The organism is Bacillus nitratireducens (genome assembly GCF_036320425.1).
Taxonomy (GTDB): Bacteria; Bacillota; Bacilli; order Bacillales; family Bacillaceae_G; genus Bacillus_A; species Bacillus_A nitratireducens.
In genome coordinates, this window is record NZ_JAUMJO010000007.1 from 46,543 (window position 1) to 65,197 (window position 18,655).

At 36.8% G+C, this 18,655-nt stretch carries 15 protein-coding genes and 1 riboswitch; of the genes, 9 read left to right on the forward strand and 6 right to left on the reverse strand.

Annotation, left to right across the window (positions count from 1 at the left end; all coding sequences use genetic code 11):
* Window positions 1–498: 498 nt before the first annotated feature.
* Window positions 499–1,206: a hypothetical protein gene (locus Q3V31_RS23600; RefSeq protein WP_090814077.1), complete on the forward strand. Its 708-nt coding sequence runs from the start codon at window positions 499–501 to the stop codon at window positions 1,204–1,206.
* Window positions 1,207–1,251: 45 nt separating this feature from the next.
* Here the strand turns inward: Q3V31_RS23600 and Q3V31_RS23605 are convergent, their stop codons facing one another.
* Entirely contained in the window at window positions 1,252–2,448 is a 1,197-nt protein-coding gene (locus Q3V31_RS23605; RefSeq protein WP_001200505.1) for a NupC/NupG family nucleoside CNT transporter, read from the reverse strand.
* 201 nt (window positions 2,449–2,649) lie between these two features.
* Window positions 2,650–2,751: riboswitch (purine riboswitch) on the reverse strand.
* A gap of 121 nt (window positions 2,752–2,872) precedes the next feature.
* On the opposite strand from Q3V31_RS23605, the gene rlmD reads away from it, so the two are divergent.
* From rlmD to Q3V31_RS23630, 5 genes are all read left to right on the forward strand, one after another.
* Window positions 2,873–4,249 carry a 23S rRNA (uracil(1939)-C(5))-methyltransferase RlmD gene (rlmD, locus tag Q3V31_RS23610; RefSeq protein ID WP_090814078.1) on the forward strand — a complete coding sequence of 459 codons (1,377 nt, stop codon included), beginning with the start codon at window positions 2,873–2,875 and terminating at the stop codon, window positions 4,247–4,249.
* A 161-nt stretch (window positions 4,250–4,410) separates the two neighbouring features.
* Window positions 4,411–5,400 (forward strand): tRNA dihydrouridine synthase, encoded by a 990-nt coding sequence (locus Q3V31_RS23615; protein WP_090814079.1) that lies wholly within the window; start codon window positions 4,411–4,413, stop codon window positions 5,398–5,400.
* Between the two features lie 184 nt (window positions 5,401–5,584).
* A complete protein-coding gene (locus Q3V31_RS23620; RefSeq protein WP_329767365.1) occupies window positions 5,585–7,603 on the forward strand; it encodes a GAF domain-containing sensor histidine kinase in 2,019 nt (672 codons plus the stop codon).
* A gap of 376 nt (window positions 7,604–7,979) precedes the next feature.
* The gene (locus Q3V31_RS23625) at window positions 7,980–8,498 is read left to right on the forward strand and encodes a YehS family protein (protein WP_090814081.1); all 519 of its coding nucleotides are present in this window, start codon (window positions 7,980–7,982) and stop codon (window positions 8,496–8,498) included.
* Window positions 8,499–8,593: 95 nt separating this feature from the next.
* Window positions 8,594–9,301 (forward strand): M48 family metallopeptidase, encoded by a 708-nt coding sequence (locus Q3V31_RS23630; RefSeq protein WP_090814082.1) that lies wholly within the window; start codon window positions 8,594–8,596, stop codon window positions 9,299–9,301.
* A gap of 141 nt (window positions 9,302–9,442) precedes the next feature.
* Here the strand turns inward: Q3V31_RS23630 and Q3V31_RS23635 are convergent, their stop codons facing one another.
* Both Q3V31_RS23635 and Q3V31_RS23640 read right to left on the reverse strand, forming a co-directional pair.
* The gene (locus tag Q3V31_RS23635; RefSeq protein ID WP_090814083.1) at window positions 9,443–10,138 is read right to left on the reverse strand and encodes an N-acetyltransferase; all 696 of its coding nucleotides are present in this window, start codon (window positions 10,136–10,138) and stop codon (window positions 9,443–9,445) included.
* A gap of 14 nt (window positions 10,139–10,152) precedes the next feature.
* Complete coding sequence (locus Q3V31_RS23640; protein WP_000704448.1) at window positions 10,153–11,262, reverse strand: mandelate racemase/muconate lactonizing enzyme family protein; 1,110 nt, start codon at window positions 11,260–11,262, stop codon at window positions 10,153–10,155.
* 92 nt (window positions 11,263–11,354) lie between these two features.
* Here Q3V31_RS23640 and Q3V31_RS23645 point away from each other — a divergent pair, with 92 nt between their 5' ends.
* Window positions 11,355–12,626, forward strand: a complete 1,272-nt coding sequence (locus Q3V31_RS23645) for a hypothetical protein (RefSeq protein WP_000972822.1) — start codon at window positions 11,355–11,357, stop codon at window positions 12,624–12,626.
* On the opposite strand, the gene nhaC is transcribed toward Q3V31_RS23645, so the two are convergent.
* Window positions 12,615–14,036 (reverse strand): Na+/H+ antiporter NhaC, encoded by a 1,422-nt coding sequence (gene nhaC, locus Q3V31_RS23650; RefSeq protein ID WP_000711536.1) that lies wholly within the window; start codon window positions 14,034–14,036, stop codon window positions 12,615–12,617. The two genes, Q3V31_RS23645 and nhaC, sit on opposite strands and share 12 nt — an antisense overlap.
* Window positions 14,037–14,302: 266 nt before the next feature.
* Between nhaC and Q3V31_RS23655 the strand changes: the two genes are divergently transcribed.
* Entirely contained in the window at window positions 14,303–15,418 is a 1,116-nt protein-coding gene (locus Q3V31_RS23655) for a M20 peptidase aminoacylase family protein (RefSeq protein ID WP_000853502.1), read from the forward strand.
* A gap of 151 nt (window positions 15,419–15,569) precedes the next feature.
* Window positions 15,570–16,178, forward strand: coding sequence for an SAM-dependent methyltransferase (locus Q3V31_RS23660; RefSeq protein ID WP_001005656.1), 609 nt, complete (start codon window positions 15,570–15,572; stop codon window positions 16,176–16,178).
* A 50-nt stretch (window positions 16,179–16,228) separates the two neighbouring features.
* Here the strand turns inward: Q3V31_RS23660 and ahpF are convergent, their stop codons facing one another.
* The gene (ahpF, locus tag Q3V31_RS23665; RefSeq protein ID WP_000599505.1) at window positions 16,229–17,755 is read right to left on the reverse strand and encodes an alkyl hydroperoxide reductase subunit F; all 1,527 of its coding nucleotides are present in this window, start codon (window positions 17,753–17,755) and stop codon (window positions 16,229–16,231) included.
* Between the two features lie 14 nt (window positions 17,756–17,769).
* Window positions 17,770–18,333, reverse strand: a complete 564-nt coding sequence (gene ahpC / locus Q3V31_RS23670) for an alkyl hydroperoxide reductase subunit C (RefSeq protein ID WP_000924419.1) — start codon at window positions 18,331–18,333, stop codon at window positions 17,770–17,772.
* Between the last annotated feature and the right edge of the window lie 322 nt (window positions 18,334–18,655).

Here is an 18,655-nt window from a genome sequence, read left to right on the forward strand (position 1 = left end):
ACCTTCTATTGTGTATTATGTTGCATACTTACATTAAAATCCCCACCGCTATAAGAGAGGTGGGGATATACCCTTGTTCATCATATCATTTTTAGATATGGGATAGGTTAGTGACTCTGAATAGATGTATTCTTTCGCTTTTTATTAGAATTGATAATAATATAACCGACTACAAAGATAAGAGGAATAATGAAGACATAGATAGGCATTCCCCATAAATAATAGCTTTTCATGGTCAAGACTAGTAAATGTAAGAAGTCGAAAAGGGCGTGGGCTTTCATAATATCCTCCAATGTTTTTTTACAAATTATAACATTTTTCGTTTGTGATTTGTATATTTTGGTAAATGTTTTAAGTTAATTTTAAAGTAAGAGAAAGGTTTATTAATATGCAATTTTGCATATGTAGAGTAGTTCCTATTGAAATATTAGGATTTTAGACTATAATAAGAACCGCTATAAATGTAAGCAAGAATGATGTACGGAGTGGAGAACAGAAATGAAATATAAAAAACTAGTATATATACTTTTCATATCGCTATTCATAGTCGGTTGTCAAAGTGAAGTGAGTAAAGCGAATAGTGTGGAGGAGTATATTCCATCACGCCTTATGAATGCGGAAGTTACGGCGGATATTATGACGATTGAGATGGATCGTGATACCCGTAAAAAAGTAGAGGGTATTACTAAAAAAATGAGAAATCATGTGGAAAATGATCAAGAATGGTATGTAAACTACATATCGGGGCATATAGATAAACAGGTGAAACCTTATCATCCTAATTTTGGTGTTACGGAAGAAGAATATAATTTTTTTAGAAATGCCGTTGAGAATAGTAGTTTATCTAATACAAGTGATGGGAAACTTAAATTTAAGCAAAAAAGTAACCATGAGATAGAAATTATTTCAAGTAAAAATCTGGATCTATTTCATAATATAGTAATTGATACGGAGAAAAATATAGTGAAAACTTCGTTTGGAGAATGTCAGTATGTTGGAGAAGAGGAAACACCTTTGGAACAAAAGATAACGGGGCCCTGGCATGGCAAGCAATGGATGCTAAAAGAACAAAATTTAATTTACGTATTTTCTTTGGGGAAACTTGAAGGAGAGAATAAATCAATTATTGATATTTCAGTAAAAGGTATACATGAAGGAAAGCTTATTAGTAAAGAAGAAGTAGTTGAATTTCGTTCAGTTTCATAAAGAATCAAAAAATCACCTTACTTAAACAAGTAAGGTGATTTTTTATTAAATAAACAATCCAGCGATTGTTGCAGATAAAATAGAAGCAAGTGTCGACGCAAATAGCATTTTCCAACCAAATTTTGATACGACGCTTCCTTGCTTTTCAGAAAGGGCACGGATTGTACCAACAATCGCACCAATTTGGCTAATACTTGCGAAGCTAATTAAGAATACAGTAACGATTCCAACTGTACGTGGATCTAATGTTGCAGCAGCGCCTTTTAAATCAAGGATTGCTACGAATTCATTTAAGACAATCTTCGTACCCATAATACCACCAGCTGGGATAATATCATGAGTTGGGATACCCATTAAGAATGCGAATGGAGCAAGTATATAACCGAAGATTTGTTGTAAAGTAACAGCATGTCCCATTGCACCTGAAGCAGCGCTGATTACGTAGTTTACAACTTCCATAACACCGATAAAGGCGATCATTAATGCGGCAACGATACCAGCTACTTTTAAACCATCAAGTGCACCGTTAATCATTGCGCCGATAAAGCTGTCTCCGAATAAACTTCTATCAAATTTTTGAATCACTTCATCTTCCTTTTTCGTATCAACTGGTGTTAATAACGAACAAACGATTAAGCTTGAGAATAAGTTTAGCGGAAGGGCTGCTAGTACATATTTCGCATCCAACATCATTACGTATGATGCTGTAACAGAAGCAGAAACTGAGCTCATCGCAGAACAACAAATGATAAACATACGGTTTTTATTGAAATGTTGTAAATCATTTTTAATAACGATTAACGCTTCACTTGAACCGAAGAATACAGAGTTTACTGCGTGGAATGATTCAACGCGTGGTAAACCAGTAATTTTTGAAATTGCACCGCCGACAACGCGAACGATGAATGGTAAAACACCTAGATAACTAAAGATTGAAAGTAGTGCTGAGAAAAATACGATAATTAATAATACATTTAAGAAAAAGACAAAATCTCTTTGAATTCCATTAAAGAGAAAATCAACACCTGTCGTACCAAGTTTAATTAGTTTGTTGAAAACTTTACCAATGAAAACAATGATTTGTTGACCAATCTTTGTGCCAAACATAAACCAACCGATTAAAATTTGAAAACCAATCATAATAGCAATTGCACGGAAGTTGATTTTACTTTTGTTGTTTGACAAAGCAAAACATAAACCTAAAACGACAAGAATGCCGATAATGCTCATTACATATTGCATGTAGTTGCCCCTTTCAGAAGTTCGTATAAAGTTTGTACATAAAACGCTCGTTATATTACTAAAAATAAAGTAATAGAGGTTTTATGTCATACGTAAGATGTCTGACCTTTTTGAAAATAAAAAATAAAAAAAGACCCCTATGGATTCACTTTCATCTATGAGAGAAAGCTAATCAATAGGAGTCTTTTTATACATAGGCTAATATTCATTAGTTTTCCCCATAGTCCAGCAATTTAAGGTTGCCGGGTAGAAACTCTCGATCCATATTATCGACTATATATGAGGTAACATCGTCCGTATTAAATTAGTAGTAGCGTAACATTACTAGAGAACTATCGTCAATAGCTTTTTTTCTTCCAATAGAAATAGACCATATAAGTATGATAAAATGTAACGCAGTGTTATGAAAAAGAGAGGTCGGAAAATGAGTACAAAAATGACGCCACCAGTTGAAAAAAACGAGTTTATAGATGTAGTGTTTGAAGATTTAACACATGATGGTGCCGGTGTTGCGAAAGTGAAGGGATATCCTATTTTCGTTAAAAACGGATTACCAGGTGAAGAAGCGCAAATTAAAATTATTAAAGTGAAGAAAAACTTCGCGTTTGGTCGTTTAATGAAGCTTCATCAAGAAAGTCCATATCGTAAAGATGCAGAATGCCCCGTGTACAACGAGTGCGGCGGTTGTCAGCTTCAGCACTTAACATATGAAGGACAATTACAAGCGAAAGAAAAACAAGTACGCGACGTTATGCAGCGCATCGGTGGACTAAGTGATGTTCCTGTTCATCCTGTACTTGGCATGAAAAACCCGTGGGTATACCGTAATAAAGCACAAGTGCCAATTGGAGAACGTGAAGGTGGACTTGTGGCTGGTTTCTATCGTCAAGGAACGCATGACATCATTAATATGGAATCATGCTTAATTCAGGCGGAAGAAAACGATACATTAATTCAAGAAGTAAAACGTATTTGTGAAAAGTACGGTATTTCGGCTTACAATGAAGAGCGTAACAAAGGAACACTTCGCCACGTAATGGCTCGCTACGGGCAAGTAACAGGGGAAATTATGCTTGTCTTCATTACACGTACAGCAGAATTACCGAATAAAAAAGCAATCATTGAAGAAATTGCAGCGAAATTCCCTGAAGTAAAATCGATTGTACAAAACGTAAACACGAAGCGTACAAACGTAATCTTCGGAGACACAACGACAGTACTGTACGGGTCAGAATATATTTATGACTTTATCGGTGACATTAAATTTGCGATTTCAGCACGTTCATTCTATCAAGTAAACCCAGAACAAACGAAAGTGCTATACGATAAAACGTTAGAATACGCACAATTAGATGGTAACGAAACTGTAATCGACGCATACTGCGGAATCGGATCAATCTCCTTATTCCTAGCGCAAAAAGCGAAAAAAGTGTACGGCGTTGAAATCGTCCCAGAAGCAATCGAAGACGCAAACCGAAACGCAGCACTAAACAACATGACAAACGCTGAATTTGGCGTAGGAGAAGCAGAAGTAGTCATCCCAAAATGGTATAAAGAAGGCGTGATCGCTGACACAATGGTCGTAGATCCACCGCGTAAAGGTTGTGATGAGGCACTACTAAACACAATCATCGACATGAAACCAAAGCGCGTCGTATACGTATCATGCAATCCAGCAACGTTAGCACGTGACTTAAAAGTACTAGAAGAAGGCGGATATAAAACGCAGGAAGTACAACCTGTTGATATGTTCCCGCATACGACTCATGTAGAGTGTGTGGCTTGGCTTAAGTTGGTATAATAGAAAAGCAGTTGATATAGAAAAAATCTATACCACCTGCTTTTTGGTTTATAAAAATACCATTCAGCAACGGTTTTAGTTAAAATAAATATTGCTGATTTTTACAAATTATAAATTGAGAGTTTGAAATTGTATTCATATTGAGAGGATTTGAATTTGAAATGATAGATAATTTTTGGAATGATTTACCACGACCGTTTTTCGTACTTGCACCAATGGAAGATGTGACAGATGTTGTTTTCCGTCACGTAGTAAGCGAAGCTGGTCGTCCAGATGTATTTTTCACAGAGTTTACAAATTCGGATAGCTATTGTCATCCAGAAGGTATGAAAAGTGTACGTGGCCGTTTAATTTTTACAGAAGATGAACAGCCAATAGTGGCACATATTTGGGGAGATAATCCTGAATATTTCCGTCAGATGAGTATTGGTATGGCAGAGTTAGGATTTAAAGGCATCGATATTAATATGGGCTGCCCTGTACCGAACGTAGCATCAAGAGGAAAAGGTAGTGGCCTTATTCTACGTCCAGACGTTGCGGCAGAACTTATTCAAGCAGCAAAAGCAGGCGGACTACCTGTCAGCGTAAAAACACGACTTGGCTTTAAAGAGTTAAGTGAGTGGGAGGATTGGTTAACGCACATTTTCAAACAAGATATTGCGAACCTTTCTATTCATTTACGCACAAGAGAAGAAATGAGCCAAGTAGACGCGCACTGGGAACTAATTCCGGAAATTAAAAAATTACGTGACCGCATTGCACCAAATACGCTAATAACAATCAATGGAGACATTCCTGACCGTCAAGCTGGAATGGAACTTGCTGAAAAATACGGCATTGATGGTGTTATGATCGGACGAGGTATCTTCAAAAATCCATTTGCTTTTGAAAAAGAGCCAAGAGAGCATAGTAGTAAAGAACACCTTGATCTTCTAAGACTGCAGCTTGATCTTCAAGATCAATATGCAGAAGTATTACCACGCTCTATCACAGGGCTTCACCGCTTCTTCAAAATTTATGTAAAAGGCTTCCCTGGAGCTGCTGAACTAAGAAATCAATTGATGAGCACGAAATCAACAGATGAAGTGCGTGCGTTGCTTGATAAGTTTGAGGCGAGCGTTGATGTGGTAGAAAATAGTGAAACGGTGTAACTTTTGAAAGTTACACTGTTTCATTTTAATTAAGGTGAACTGTATCATAAGTAAGTGGGGTATTCTATGTAAAACAAGAGTAAGAAAAGAATACAGGAGAAAATCGAAAATGGCAGGTTGGTCTTGATTTTCACTGATATTATCATGTTTATTTTATTATGCCTATAACTTGGAGGCTATGTGAATGTTAAGTGATCAGACGAGATATTCTAGGCTCGCGAATATAACAAAGATAATAAATACAAAATTAGAACTACGTGAAGTATTGCAGCGTGTAACAATGGCGATATCAGAGGAGATTGTTAGGTGCAATGCTGTTGGAATTTATTTACCTCAGGAAGATGGAACATTTAGAGGGTTTGCAGGAAAACCAGAGACCATAAATGGCGTAACGATCGATACGCAGGTAATTGATCCTGAAATAGATTTACTGGCAAAAGAAGTTATTGAAACAAAAAAAACCATCTATATCCCTGATACCTCAAAGGATAATCGGCCGGATCCGAGACCAGTTGATGCGTTCAAAATTAAGTCCTTATTAGCCCTGCCTATCTCATTTGGGCAAGAGTTATTTGGTCTGGTTTTTTTATTTGATTATGGAACTCCAATGAACTTAACAGATTCAGAAATTCAGAGTGTTGAAGCTTATGTAAATATGGCTGCGGTCGCAATTCAAAACGCAAATAATTTAACACAAAAGGAAAACCTCATTGCCGAGAAGCAGCTGTTACTAAATGTTACCCGTGATTTATCAATGTGTTCCTCGATACAGGAAAGTTTTGATAAATGTTTTTTTTACTTAGGACAGATTTTAGAGAGTAAAAACGTGGCTATCCACCTTTTAGACCCGCTAGACAAAACGGCGATTAAAACAACGAAGTTAAGCAAGGACTGTGATTGGGCAGAAGCGTATTGGATGGAGAAAAGCTATGAAGCCAAGATCCAAGAGGTTATTCAAACAAAAAATATAGATAGTAAGGGTCTACTGATGATTCCATTGGTTTCAATGGGAGAAGTATTAGGGATAATCGTCGTTGGCAAAGAGGGAAAAGCTCACAATTACGATAATTCCCAAATTCAACTAGCAAAATCTATCGTTGATGCTACAGCTCCTACGTTTTCAAACTTGTTATATACGGATCGACTTGAAAGCATGGTGGAAGAGCGAACGAGAGAACTAGCTACTGCTAATGAAAAAGTTACAAGTGTGATTGAAAGTATTACGGATGGATTCTTTACTTTGAATAATAAATGGGAATTTACGTACGTAAATAAGCATCAATATTTTCCACAAAGAAAAACAGCAAAAGATGTATTAGGCAAGAATATACGGGAAGTTTTCCCGAGTAGCGTCGACACAGTCATGTATAAGGAATTTCATCGTGCAATGTCAGAGCGAACTACAGTTCATTTCGAATTTCTCTCTACCTCTGATGAATATTGGCACGAAGTTATTGCATACCCGTATGATGATGGTATTTGTTGTATTTTTAAAAACATAACGGAAAAAAAGCGATATGAGCAGGAATTGAAGAGGTTATCCAACATAGATTTAATAGGGCAAATGGCAGCAGGTATCAGCCATGAGATTAGAAATCCAATGACAACAGTACGAGGATTTTTGCAGTTATTAAAAGAAGAGAGCATCTATGAGAAACATAATAAGTACTTTAATTTAATGATTGAAGAACTTGACCGTTCCAATTCTATTATTACTGAATTTCTCTCAATAGGTAATACAAGGAAATCAGATTTGCAGATGTTCGATTTAAATTCAATTATCCACGATAGTATTCCTTTAATAAAAATTGATGCGTATAATCAAAATAAATATATTCAAGTCGATACAAATGACATTCCGGAATTACTTTTAAATCGTAATGAGATACGGCAATTATTAATAAACTTATACCGAAATGGCTTAGAAGCGATGAGCACAGGGAAAGTTCTAACCATTAGTACCTACAAGGAAGGTCAAAATTGTGTGGTGCTTGCAGTGCGGGATCAAGGAAAAGGTATCAGGCCTGAAGTATTAGAGAAACTGGGTACTCCATTTTACACGACCAAAGATAATGGAACTGGATTGGGGTTAGGCATATGTTATGCCATTGCTGCCCGTCATAATGCAAAAATAGAAATTCAAACAGGATCGGAAGGCACTACCTTTTTTGTTAAATTTAATTATGAAAATAATGAACAATAACCTTATTTAGATTAGTTAGGGTGAACCGTACCACAAATAAAAAGGAAAACCTAAGTAAACACAATCAATATATTTCACCTGAATTTTGCGTAACATTCATGTTTGAGTTGCCCACTAAATTAGAGTTGCATAAAAAGAAATGGACTAACCTATATCAGGTTAGTCCATTTTCAAGTGTGTTAATTAATAGTAAATCCCCATCCGTAGTTTCGCACGATTATCCCATTATTTTTTGCTGTTTTAAAATCATCCCCAAAAGCATTAATCCACCTAAGACTACAAAACCTACCTCTAAAATGTTAAAGTAGTAACTTAACGATATTAATTTACACATGCTAAAAGCATTACTATAATCAACATTTCAGGAGGAAATACAATGGCAATGAGCAACAACGATATATTAAAAAGAGTAAGATACGCTTTAGATATAAAAGATATAGATATGGTGGAAATCTTTGAACTTGGCGGGATGGAAGTAACGAAAGAGGACGTACTTGATATGCTTACAAAAGTAAAGAGAAGTCCACAACATGAAGCTGAAAATGATGATGTAATCGAAGATGAGTACGTATTAACATGCGACATGATGATGCTAGAGGCATTTTTAAATGGATTTATTACTTTAAAAAGAGGGAAGCAAGATCCGAAACCAGGGCAACCGGCACCTGTACAGAGCAAGGAGAGTGCCAATAACCTTCTTCTAAAGAAAATGAAAATAGCACTATCTTTAACGAGTGAAGATGTGCTTGATATATTAGACAGCGTAGGCGTTACGGTAACAAAAGGAGAGTTAGGCGCTCTGTTAAGAAAAAAAGGCCATAAGCATTACAAAGAGTGCGGCGATAGATACGCAAGGAATTTCATTAAGGGATTAGGCGTAAAGTATAGAGGATAATAAGTTCGTTAAAACGGTAAATGATATAATAGGTAGAGTAGGAAGTTTGTATCCTACTCTTTTTTATTTGTAAAAATAATACACTAGGTGATGAAATGGTACATACATATTTAGGTGAGACAATTAATTTTCATATAACTTATAAGAAGAAAAAGTCTGTGCGTCTTTTTGTAGATTCGTACGGAAATGTGGAAGTGCAAGCTCCGAAAGGGACGCCTGTTGAATACTTAGTCCAGTTGCTAGAGGAGAAATGGGATTGGATTCAGAAAACACGTAAGGAAATGCAGGAGCGAGCGCTTGGACCACAGGAGAAGGATTATGATCAAGGAGAGGGATTTCTGTATTTAGGGCATACATATCCGATACAGATTTCTCAAGATGCGAGTATAGAGCAAGATAACGCGGTGTTTGAAGAGGATAAGCTACATATTTATGTGAAAGAGTTTAAGGATGAGAAAATACAACAAGCTTTAAAGCGATTTTACTATAAGCAGTGCAAGGCGTTAGTAGAGAAGAGTATTAAAGCACATCAAAATAACTTTAAAACAAAACCGCGTTCTATTCGTATTACAGATAGTAGTCGTACGTGGGGAACTTGTGATTCAAATCTACAGCTAACATTCAATTGGAAGTTAGCGATGGCACCACAGCGGGTAATTGACTATGTAGTCGTTCACGAAATGTGCCATATGGTTCATTTAAATCATGATCGCTCTTTTTGGCGCCTTGTCGGGAAGATAATGCCTGATTATAAGGAAATGGAGAATTGGTTAGCATTATCTAGTTGGAAGATGACGGTTTAGTAGGGAATATCGATTTTTGTCGGTAAAGCGATATTTCTTATCGAACCGTTGATATAATTTCATTTATCAAGGAATTTTTCAATGGGGAGAAAGTAAAAGGAGATGTCACAGCAGACATCTCCTTTTTGTCGGGCGTAGGAACTATCGTCCAAACTTCACAACGAAATCTCCATCCACTTTCTCCATCTCATATCCACGATACCCCTCTGAAAGTAACGTTTGCTTTTCACTAACATCACTCATCGGAACATCTTTAATATCCGTCCAATTGTTTTCTTTATCCGCACGCAATTTCTTCACAAAAACATACCGCATACTACCACCATACTTCTCCTTCAATGCAGCAATTTCCATCCCTTGCGCAAATTTATCCTTTAAACTAGGAATGTTAAAAGGTGCAACGGTGCAGCAAACATAATCATATTTGCTGTCTTCTTTTTGTAATTCATCCATAATGACTGTGGCTAATATTTTTTGCATCCCATTTCCTCGGCAGTTCGGATGAACGTTTGATATTTCTTGATAGATGACGCGGTGTAGTTCGTTTTCTGATAAGCCAATATCAAGTCCTAAATGTTCATCATCAATAGGAGGGACGAGCAGGGCACGAAATGCGATGAGTTCGTTTTCGATAAAAGCACCGATCATCATGCCGTTTCCTTCTAGAATGTATTGAAATTCTTCCAGTGAGAGCGGTTGTAAACGACCTTTATCTTCTAACGCTTCAACTACAACATTTTGTAATGATAAAATTTGTTCCATATGTTCTAAAGATAGTAATGTAACGTGAAATGGATCGTTATTTTGTTTTAATGTTCCTTCGTATAGAACTGTCATGCGTTAATCCTCCTTTAGCGTACAACGTCTTGAAAGACGGTTAGTTCTTGTAATGTATCTTCGTTTATTTCAATGCCGAGTCCTGGCTTTTCGTTTAAGCGAATGAATGGTACGTCGTAATGTAAGTTCCCGATGTCTTTCGTGAACTTTAATGGTCCTGTAAGTTCGACGCTCGTAATGATTTTTTTCGAGAAAGCGACATGGAATCCTGCAGAAGAGGCAACGGATGATTCGACCATGGATCCAACTTGGCATTCAATGCCTGCCATTTCAGCTTGATGAGCGAGTTTTACAGCGGGATATATGCCGCCGCATTTCATTAGTTTTATATTTACTTTATCAGCTGCGTCTAATTTAATAATTTGGCGCATTTCACGAGAGCCTTTTAATCCTTCATCAATCATGAGCGGAAGGTCTGTTTTAGAACGAATATGAGCCATTGCGTCAATATCATCCGCTATAACAGGTTGCTCAATCCAATCGATGTTTAAATGTCCTAATGAACGAAGTGCCGTTAATGTGTTGGCGCTATTTTTCCATCCTTGGTTTACATCAACGCGAATCGCGATATCACTTCCTACACGTTCACGTACTGCTTCAATTCGTTTTACATCTTCTTTTACATTTGTACCGACTTTCATTTTGAAAGATTGGTAACCTTTCTGAATCATAGAGACAGCTTCTTCAGCCATGTCTTCTGGGTCTGCGATACTTAAGACGTGAGTGACAGGAAATTCTTCATGGTAGCGCCCGCCAATTAATTGATATACAGGTTGGTTTAATTTTTTGCCCATTATATCAAAACAAGCAATATCTATCGCAGCCTTCGCAGTAGGTACACCGTAAATTGTATTGTCCATCATATCGTGTATTTTCTCGATGTTCATTGGATTTTGTCCAATGAGCGTAGGAGCTAGTGTATGTTTTAAAGTATGGAAAGTACTTTCCCATGATTCGCCTGTAACGTGATCATCAGCAACGCCTTCACCGTAACCGATAACGCCGTCATCTGTTTCCATTTTGACGATAATAGAAGGCATATCAGAATAAGAACCATAACTAATAACAAACGGATCGCGAAGCGGTAAACGAATTGCATAAAGGTGAATAGCTGTAATTTTCATTGGGTAGAGACCCCTTCCTGTTTACAATAGTTTTGTACATTTGATATAGTTGACGTTAAATAGTCGTTAATTAATGATAAGGAGTTAGAGAAATGATGATAAAAATTGCAGTTGTCGGTTCAAAGGAGTTTATGGAGAATCTTTTGCCTATTGCTCATAAACTAGAAGAAATAGAGATTGATCCATATATTTACCTTCATCCGGCGGAATCTTCGGAACTTTTAAAGCGTTTAAAGCCTTGTGATTTCATCTTTTTCTCAGGTGCTTTACCTTATTATATGGCAAAAGAAATAAGAGAACAATTAAGAATTCCAAGTACGTACTTACAGCAAGACGAGGCAACTGTCGCATCTTCCATTCTTTCTGTCATGTATCACCAACGTATTCAACCACATAAAATTTCAATTGATTTAGTAGACCGCTCATTCATTATAAATGTGTTCCATGATATCGGTATAAAAGAAAGTCCACAAGTGTTTGATTATGAAAATATGCTTTGGAGTAAAGATGAGATAAAGAGAGTTATTGATTTTCATGTAGCTAAATATCAATCTGGAGATGCTCATTTAGCTTTAACTAGTATTCACGCTGTCTATGATGAACTTCAAAAAATAGGTATTCCTTCAGAGCGTATGATAGATCCGAAGCAATCCATTATACATGGGTTAAAAGATGCGAAAATAAAAGCTGAGTTAGCAAAAAGCCATTCAGCTACTGTTGGTGCTTGTATGATTTCTTCTTTAAAATTACGAGAAGGTTTGCTTGAGCAATTAGATGTCATTTCAAAAGAACTACGTGGTTCATTTAAAAAAGTTGATGAAATGACGTTCATTTTGTATACGACTCGTGGTGATATTGAATCGATTATAAAAACAAATATGATAAATAATTTATTTGCGAGTATAGAAGGAACGATAGCTATTGGATTTGGTTACGGAAAAACTGTGAAGGAAGCAGAGCAAAATGCTAAAATCGCTCAAGGTTTCGCGAAGAATAATCCAATAGACCACTGTTTTTATATACTAACAAGTGATAAAGAACTATTTGGTCCGTTCCCGAAAGAACAGAGAGTACAAAGTTTGAAGAATGACAACCCAGAACTAATGAAAATAGCGAAGGAAACGAAACTTAGTCCAGCAAACTTGTCAAAAATTATTCAATTTAGTCAATCGCATCCGTCATTGAAGTTTACAGCAGCAGATCTTTCTGAATACTTACAAGTGACTCGGCGATCAACAGAAAGGTTATTAAAGAAACTAGTTGATTATAGATATGCTCATATTTGCGGCGAGGAAATGCCCTATCAACAAGGGCGCCCTCGCGCAATATATGAACTGAATTTACCGTTATCTTTAAGCTTCTAGTTGAGCCTTTTGTTTTTTTAGTAGTTCTGCTTTTTCAATATCTGATAGTTTCGTAATTGTGAGACCAGTTATGCCGTAAATGATTGAAATAATAGGTACGATGAAATTCAATATAGCATAAGGAGCATATTCGAATGCGCCAACTCCAAGTGTTGCGAGTATGAATACACCACATGTATTCCAAGGTACGAAAACAGAAGTTAATGTTCCGCCATCTTCTAATGCTCTGGATAAATTTTTAGAATGTAGTCCTTTTTCTGTGTATGCATTTGCGTACATTCTTGAGGGAACAACAATCGAAATATATTGTTCAGAGCAAGTAAGATTTGTTGCAAAGCAAGATGCGATAGTAGAAGCGATAAGTCCTTTTGCTGATGTCGCTAATTTTAAAATTTGATTTACAATTGAGCGAAGAATACCAGTATGTTCTAGTACTCCTCCGAAAGTCATAGCAACAATTGTCATAGAAACTGTATTCATCATCGAATCTAAGCCACCGCGGTTAAAGAGTTCGTCTACTAGCTTGTTTCCAGTGTCTATGACAAATCCATTTTGGAGTGCACCGACAGATGCGGAGACAGAACCGCCTTGAATAAAGACTTGTGATAAGAATCCTAAAATAATACCTACAAGAATAGCTGGTATAGCAGGAACTTTTTTAGCGACCAATACCATAACGACTACGGGTATGATTAATAGGAAAGGCGAGATAACAAAGTTTTGTTGCAATACTTGTAATGTTTGCTCTATGCTTTTTGCATCAATATTGTTAGCGCCAAAGCTTCTTCCTAAGAACGCATAAACGATAAGAGTAATAATTAAACCTGGAATTGTAGTAAATAACATATGACGAATATGTGTGAATAAATCTGTATTTGTTAATCCTGCGGCTAAGTTTGTTGTGTCTGAAAGCGGTGACATTTTATCGCCGAAATAAGAACCGGAAATGATAGCACCGGCAACCATTGGAGCTGGGATTCCCATACTTAGGCCAATGCCCATTCCTGCAACACCAATTGTTCCCATTGTAGACCAAGAGCTACCGATAGCTAATGCAACAATAGAACAAATAATTGTAATTGAGACTAAAAATAGTGATGGAGTTAAAAGATTTAAACCGTAATAAATCATTGTTGCGACGATTCCGCCGCCAATCCAAGCACCGATCGTTAAACCTACTAGAATAATGATAACGATAGCGGGTAATGCGAGGCGAATTCCTTTATACATTGCTTCTTCAATGTCGTTCCATTTGTAACCGTAACGCCAGGCAACGATAGAAGCAACGGTTGTACCGATAATAAGTGGGACGTGAGGGCTTTGTTTTAATACAACAATTGTAACCATCATAACTGCAACTGTAATGATAATAGGGATTATTGCTACGCCAAAAGGTATTTCTTTTTTCATAAACTGCCTCCTCATTATGTATGTTTGTATTTTTAGAATTGTCGCAAAATAGACGTTTATTAAGTTATAATAACTAAAAATACATGTAAGCGTCAATAAAAAACAGAAAATAAGGAATGTTCTATCTGTATAAAGTGAGTTGTCGATAGTATTTAAAAATAAATAATTGACTTTTTTCTTAAAATTCAATATGTTCATAAAAACATCTGTTTTTCATAAGTATAATTAACCTGAATGGTTTGTAATTTGGGAAGGAGAATGTGGCTTTGAAAACATTAGAACTACAAGAGCGTTTAATGGAAATTTTTCAGCATTTGCATGAAAACCCTGAAGTGAGTTGGAAAGAGTATGAAACGACAGCGTATATTACTAACTTTTTAAAAGAAGAAGGAATTTCATATAAAACATTTGATGATTGTCCAGGCGTAATCGCTGAAATCGGAAGCGGGAACCCAGTTATTGCGATTCGTGCTGATATGGATGCACTATGGCAAGAAGTAGACGGAGAATTTAAACCGAATCATTCATGTGGTCACGATGCTCATATGACGATTGTAATGGGTCTTATTTTACAATTGAAAAATATGAGATGGGATAGTGGAACGGTTAGATTTATTTTTCAACCGGCAGAGGAAAAAGGAAATGGTTCTTTAAAGATGGTAGAGAAAGGCGCCGTGGATGATGCTGATTTCTTATTTGGTGTTCATTTAAGGCCGATTGAAGAACTGCCTTTGAAACAAGCTGCCCCATCTATTCGTCACGGAGCAGCAGGATTTTTAGAAGGGTTGATTCACGGAGATGATGCACATGGGGCACGCCCGCATCAAGGGATAAATGCGATTGATGTCATCACGATGATTAATATTGGATTGAAAAATATATGGCTACCACCGCAGACGTCGTATTCTGTTAAGATGACGAGATGCCAAGCTGGTGGTGATAATCTAAATATTATTCCAGGTAACGGACATTTTAGTTTAGATGTAAGAGCAGAAAATAACATATTACTAAATGAATTAAAGCAAAAAATAGAGCAAGTAATTCAGTCAGCTGAATCAATGGGATCTAAACTTTCTTATGAGTGGATTGATCTTGCACCAGGGGCTGAAGTGTCAGAAGAAGCTGAGCGCTTTATGCGTAAAGGTATTCTTGAAGTGTATGGGGAAGAGGGATGTACTGGACCACTGTATACGACAGGAAGCGATGATTTCCATTACTACACAGTGAAGAGGCCACATTTAAAAGCTGTCATGCTTGGACTAGGGGCAAACCTACAACCTGGATTACACCATCCGTATATGAAGTTTGACCATTCTTGCATAATGGATGGAGTAGAAATATTGAAACAAACTGTATTGAAAGTATTAGAAAACAGGGGCTAGAAAGCTCCTGTTTTTTTTGTAGGAATTTGTTGTTAAGTCGATATATTCGATTTTGCGATAATATAATTTCACGTACCAATTAATTTGATAAAAATGAGCATTCAGTACGTGGTGTATAATAATAGTAATATTTCTTAATAGGAGCAAACGAATGAACGAACAATATTACGATGCTGTATTAAATATAAAAACTGTCGGCGAGCAAAAAGGATTTAATAAGTCTATGCATTATCACCGTTATGAACCGACGCCATATAGCGGATTAGATGAGTTATTGAATCAATATGAAATAAGAAGTAGCGACCAGGTTGTAGATTTTGGGTGCGGAAAAGGACGATTAAACTTTTACATGCACCATAAGTGTGGTGCTTCGGCCGTTGGGATTGAAATGAATGAAGAGTTTTATAAAGAAGCAATGGATAATCGTGATCGTTATGCGCGAAAAGTGAGAAACAGTAAAGATAAAATTCGGTTTGAATGCTGTTTAGCGCAGGAATATGAGATTGATCCACGTGATAACCGGTTTTATTTCTTCAATCCATTTTCTGCCCAAGTATTTATGAACGTAGTAAATAACATTTTACTTTCGGTAGAAGAAACGGAGAGAGAAGTAGATATCATTTTATACTATCCTTCTGAAGATTATATTTTCTTCTTAGAGAACCAGACTGCGTTTGAATTGAAGAGAGAGGTTAGATTGCCGGGTGCTTATGAGAAGAATGGGAATGAGAGATTTTTAGTTTATACATTAGGATTATAAAAAAAGCAGGTGCCAAGGCACCTGCTTTTTTTAAACTCACGTCTATATAATTAGTTACGGATTAAGTAATCAAATGCACCTAAAGCTGCGTTTGCACCTGAACCCATAGAGATGATGATTTGTTTGTAAGGATTATTTGTACAGTCACCTGCAGCAAACACTCCTGGTACGTTTGTAGCGCCGTGCTTGTCTGTTACGATTTCACCGCGAGCGCGTTCAACTGTTTCGCCTAACCAGTCTGTGTTTGGCACAAGACCGATTTGTACGAATACACCTTGTAATTCAACGTGATGAACTTCTTCAGTTTCACGATCGATGTAAGAAATACCGTTTACTTTATCAGTACCAGTAATTTCTTTCGTTTGAACGTTTTTCAGAACAGTTACGTTTGGTAAGCTGTTAAGACGCTCTTGTAATACAGCATCAGCTTTTAATTCTGGCATGAATTCAAGAACAGTTACATGCTTAACAATACCTGCTAAGTCGATAGCTGCTTCGATACCAGAGTTACCTCCGCCGATAACCGCTACGTCTTTTCCGATGAATAATGGACCGTCACAGTGTGGGCAGTATGCTACACCTTTATTTTTGAACTCAGCTTCACCTGGTACGCCAACATTACGCCAGCGAGCACCTGTAGAAACGATTACGCTCTTACTTTTCAGAACAGCGCCGTTTTCAAGTTCCACTTCAATAAGTTCTTTTTTCTCTAAACGTTTTGCACGTTGTAGATTCATTACATCGATGTCGTATTCTTTTACGTGCTCTTCAAGACTTGCTACTAGCTTAGGACCTTCAGTGCGTTTTACGCTGATGAAGTTCTCAATGCCCATAGTATCCATTACTTGACCACCGAAGCGCTCAGCAACGATACCAGTGCGGATGCCTTTACGTGCTGCATAAATTGCTGCACTTGCACCAGCAGGGCCGCCACCAACAACAAGAACATCGTATGGATCTTTATCAGAAAGCTCTGATGCATCTGGACCGTTACCCATTTTAGCTAAAATTTCTTCAAGTGTCATACGACCGCTTCCGAAAGATTCGCCGTTTAGGTACACAGTTGGTACTGCCATGATGTCTTTACTTTCTACTTCCTCTTTGAATGCAGCGCCATCAATCATAGTATGTGTAATACCAGAGTTAAGAACGCTCATTACGTTAAGAGCTTGTACAACATCAGGACAGTTATGACAACTTAGGCTGATATAAGATTCAAAATGATATTCGCCTTGAATGTTTTTGATTTGATCGATTAATTTTTGTTCAACTTTTGGAGCACGTCCACTAACTTGAAGTAAAGCTAACACTAATGAAGTAAATTCGTGTCCTAATGGAATACCAGCGAATACGACACCAGTGTCTTCACCAGGGCGATTTACGCTAAAGCTTGGTGTTCTCTCTAATTCAACTTTTTCTACTGTAATCTTAGATGACATAGTAGCTAATTCGTCTACTAGAGCTAACATATCTTTAGATACGTTATCGTCTCCTGCGCTTACTTTAAGTAAAATATCGTTCTCCATTAACTGAAGGTATTGGGATAGTTGTGTTTTTATATCTGCATCTAGTATCATTTTGATCGAACTCCTTAGATTTTGCCTACAAGGTCAAGGCTTGGTTTAAGTGTTGCAGAACCCTCTTGCCATTTAGCTGGGCAAACTTCACCTGGGTTGTTACGTACGTATTGAGCTGCTTTAATTTTGTTAACAAGAATGCTTGCGTCACGGCCGATACCGTCAGCATTGATTTCCATAGATTGGATAATGCCGTCTGGATCGATGATGAATGTACCACGAGCAGCAAGACCTTCTTCTTCCATTAAAACGTTGAAGTTTGTAGTGATTGTGCGAGTTGGGTCACCAATCATAATGTATTCGATTTTGCCGATAGTTTCTGAGCTATCATGCCATGCTTTGTGAGTGAAGTGAGTGTCTGTAGATACAGAGTATACTTCAACGCCTAAGTCTTTTAGAGTTGCATATTGGTTTTGTAAGTCTTCAAGTTCAGTTGGACAAACGAATGTGAAGTCTGCTGGGTAGAAACAAACTACGCTCCATTTTCCTTTTAAACTTTCGTCAGTAACTTGGATAAATTCTCCATTATGGTAAGCATTAGCTTTAAACGGTTTTACTTCTGTGCCGATTAATAACATATTAAAATTCCTCCTAAAGGTTGGTTTTGAGCATCGGAAATTAGTTTGCTCATAAAATATATTTTTTAATTAACTATAATAATTCTAATTCGATATTAATTATCATATAGAAGTGGTTATTTTGTCAAGAGAATAAACCAACTTTATACCAATTTAATTAATATTTATTCTCAATTAAGGCTACTAGGGAATTAAAAGGTAATTTTCAATGAGTGTTTGAAAGAGTAGTGTGTATGTTAGAGACATGGTGTAAGTATAAATTCTTAGGAAGGAAATATTTCTTAGAAGTTGTAGATTTGAAAAGGAACTGCTTACTTCTATT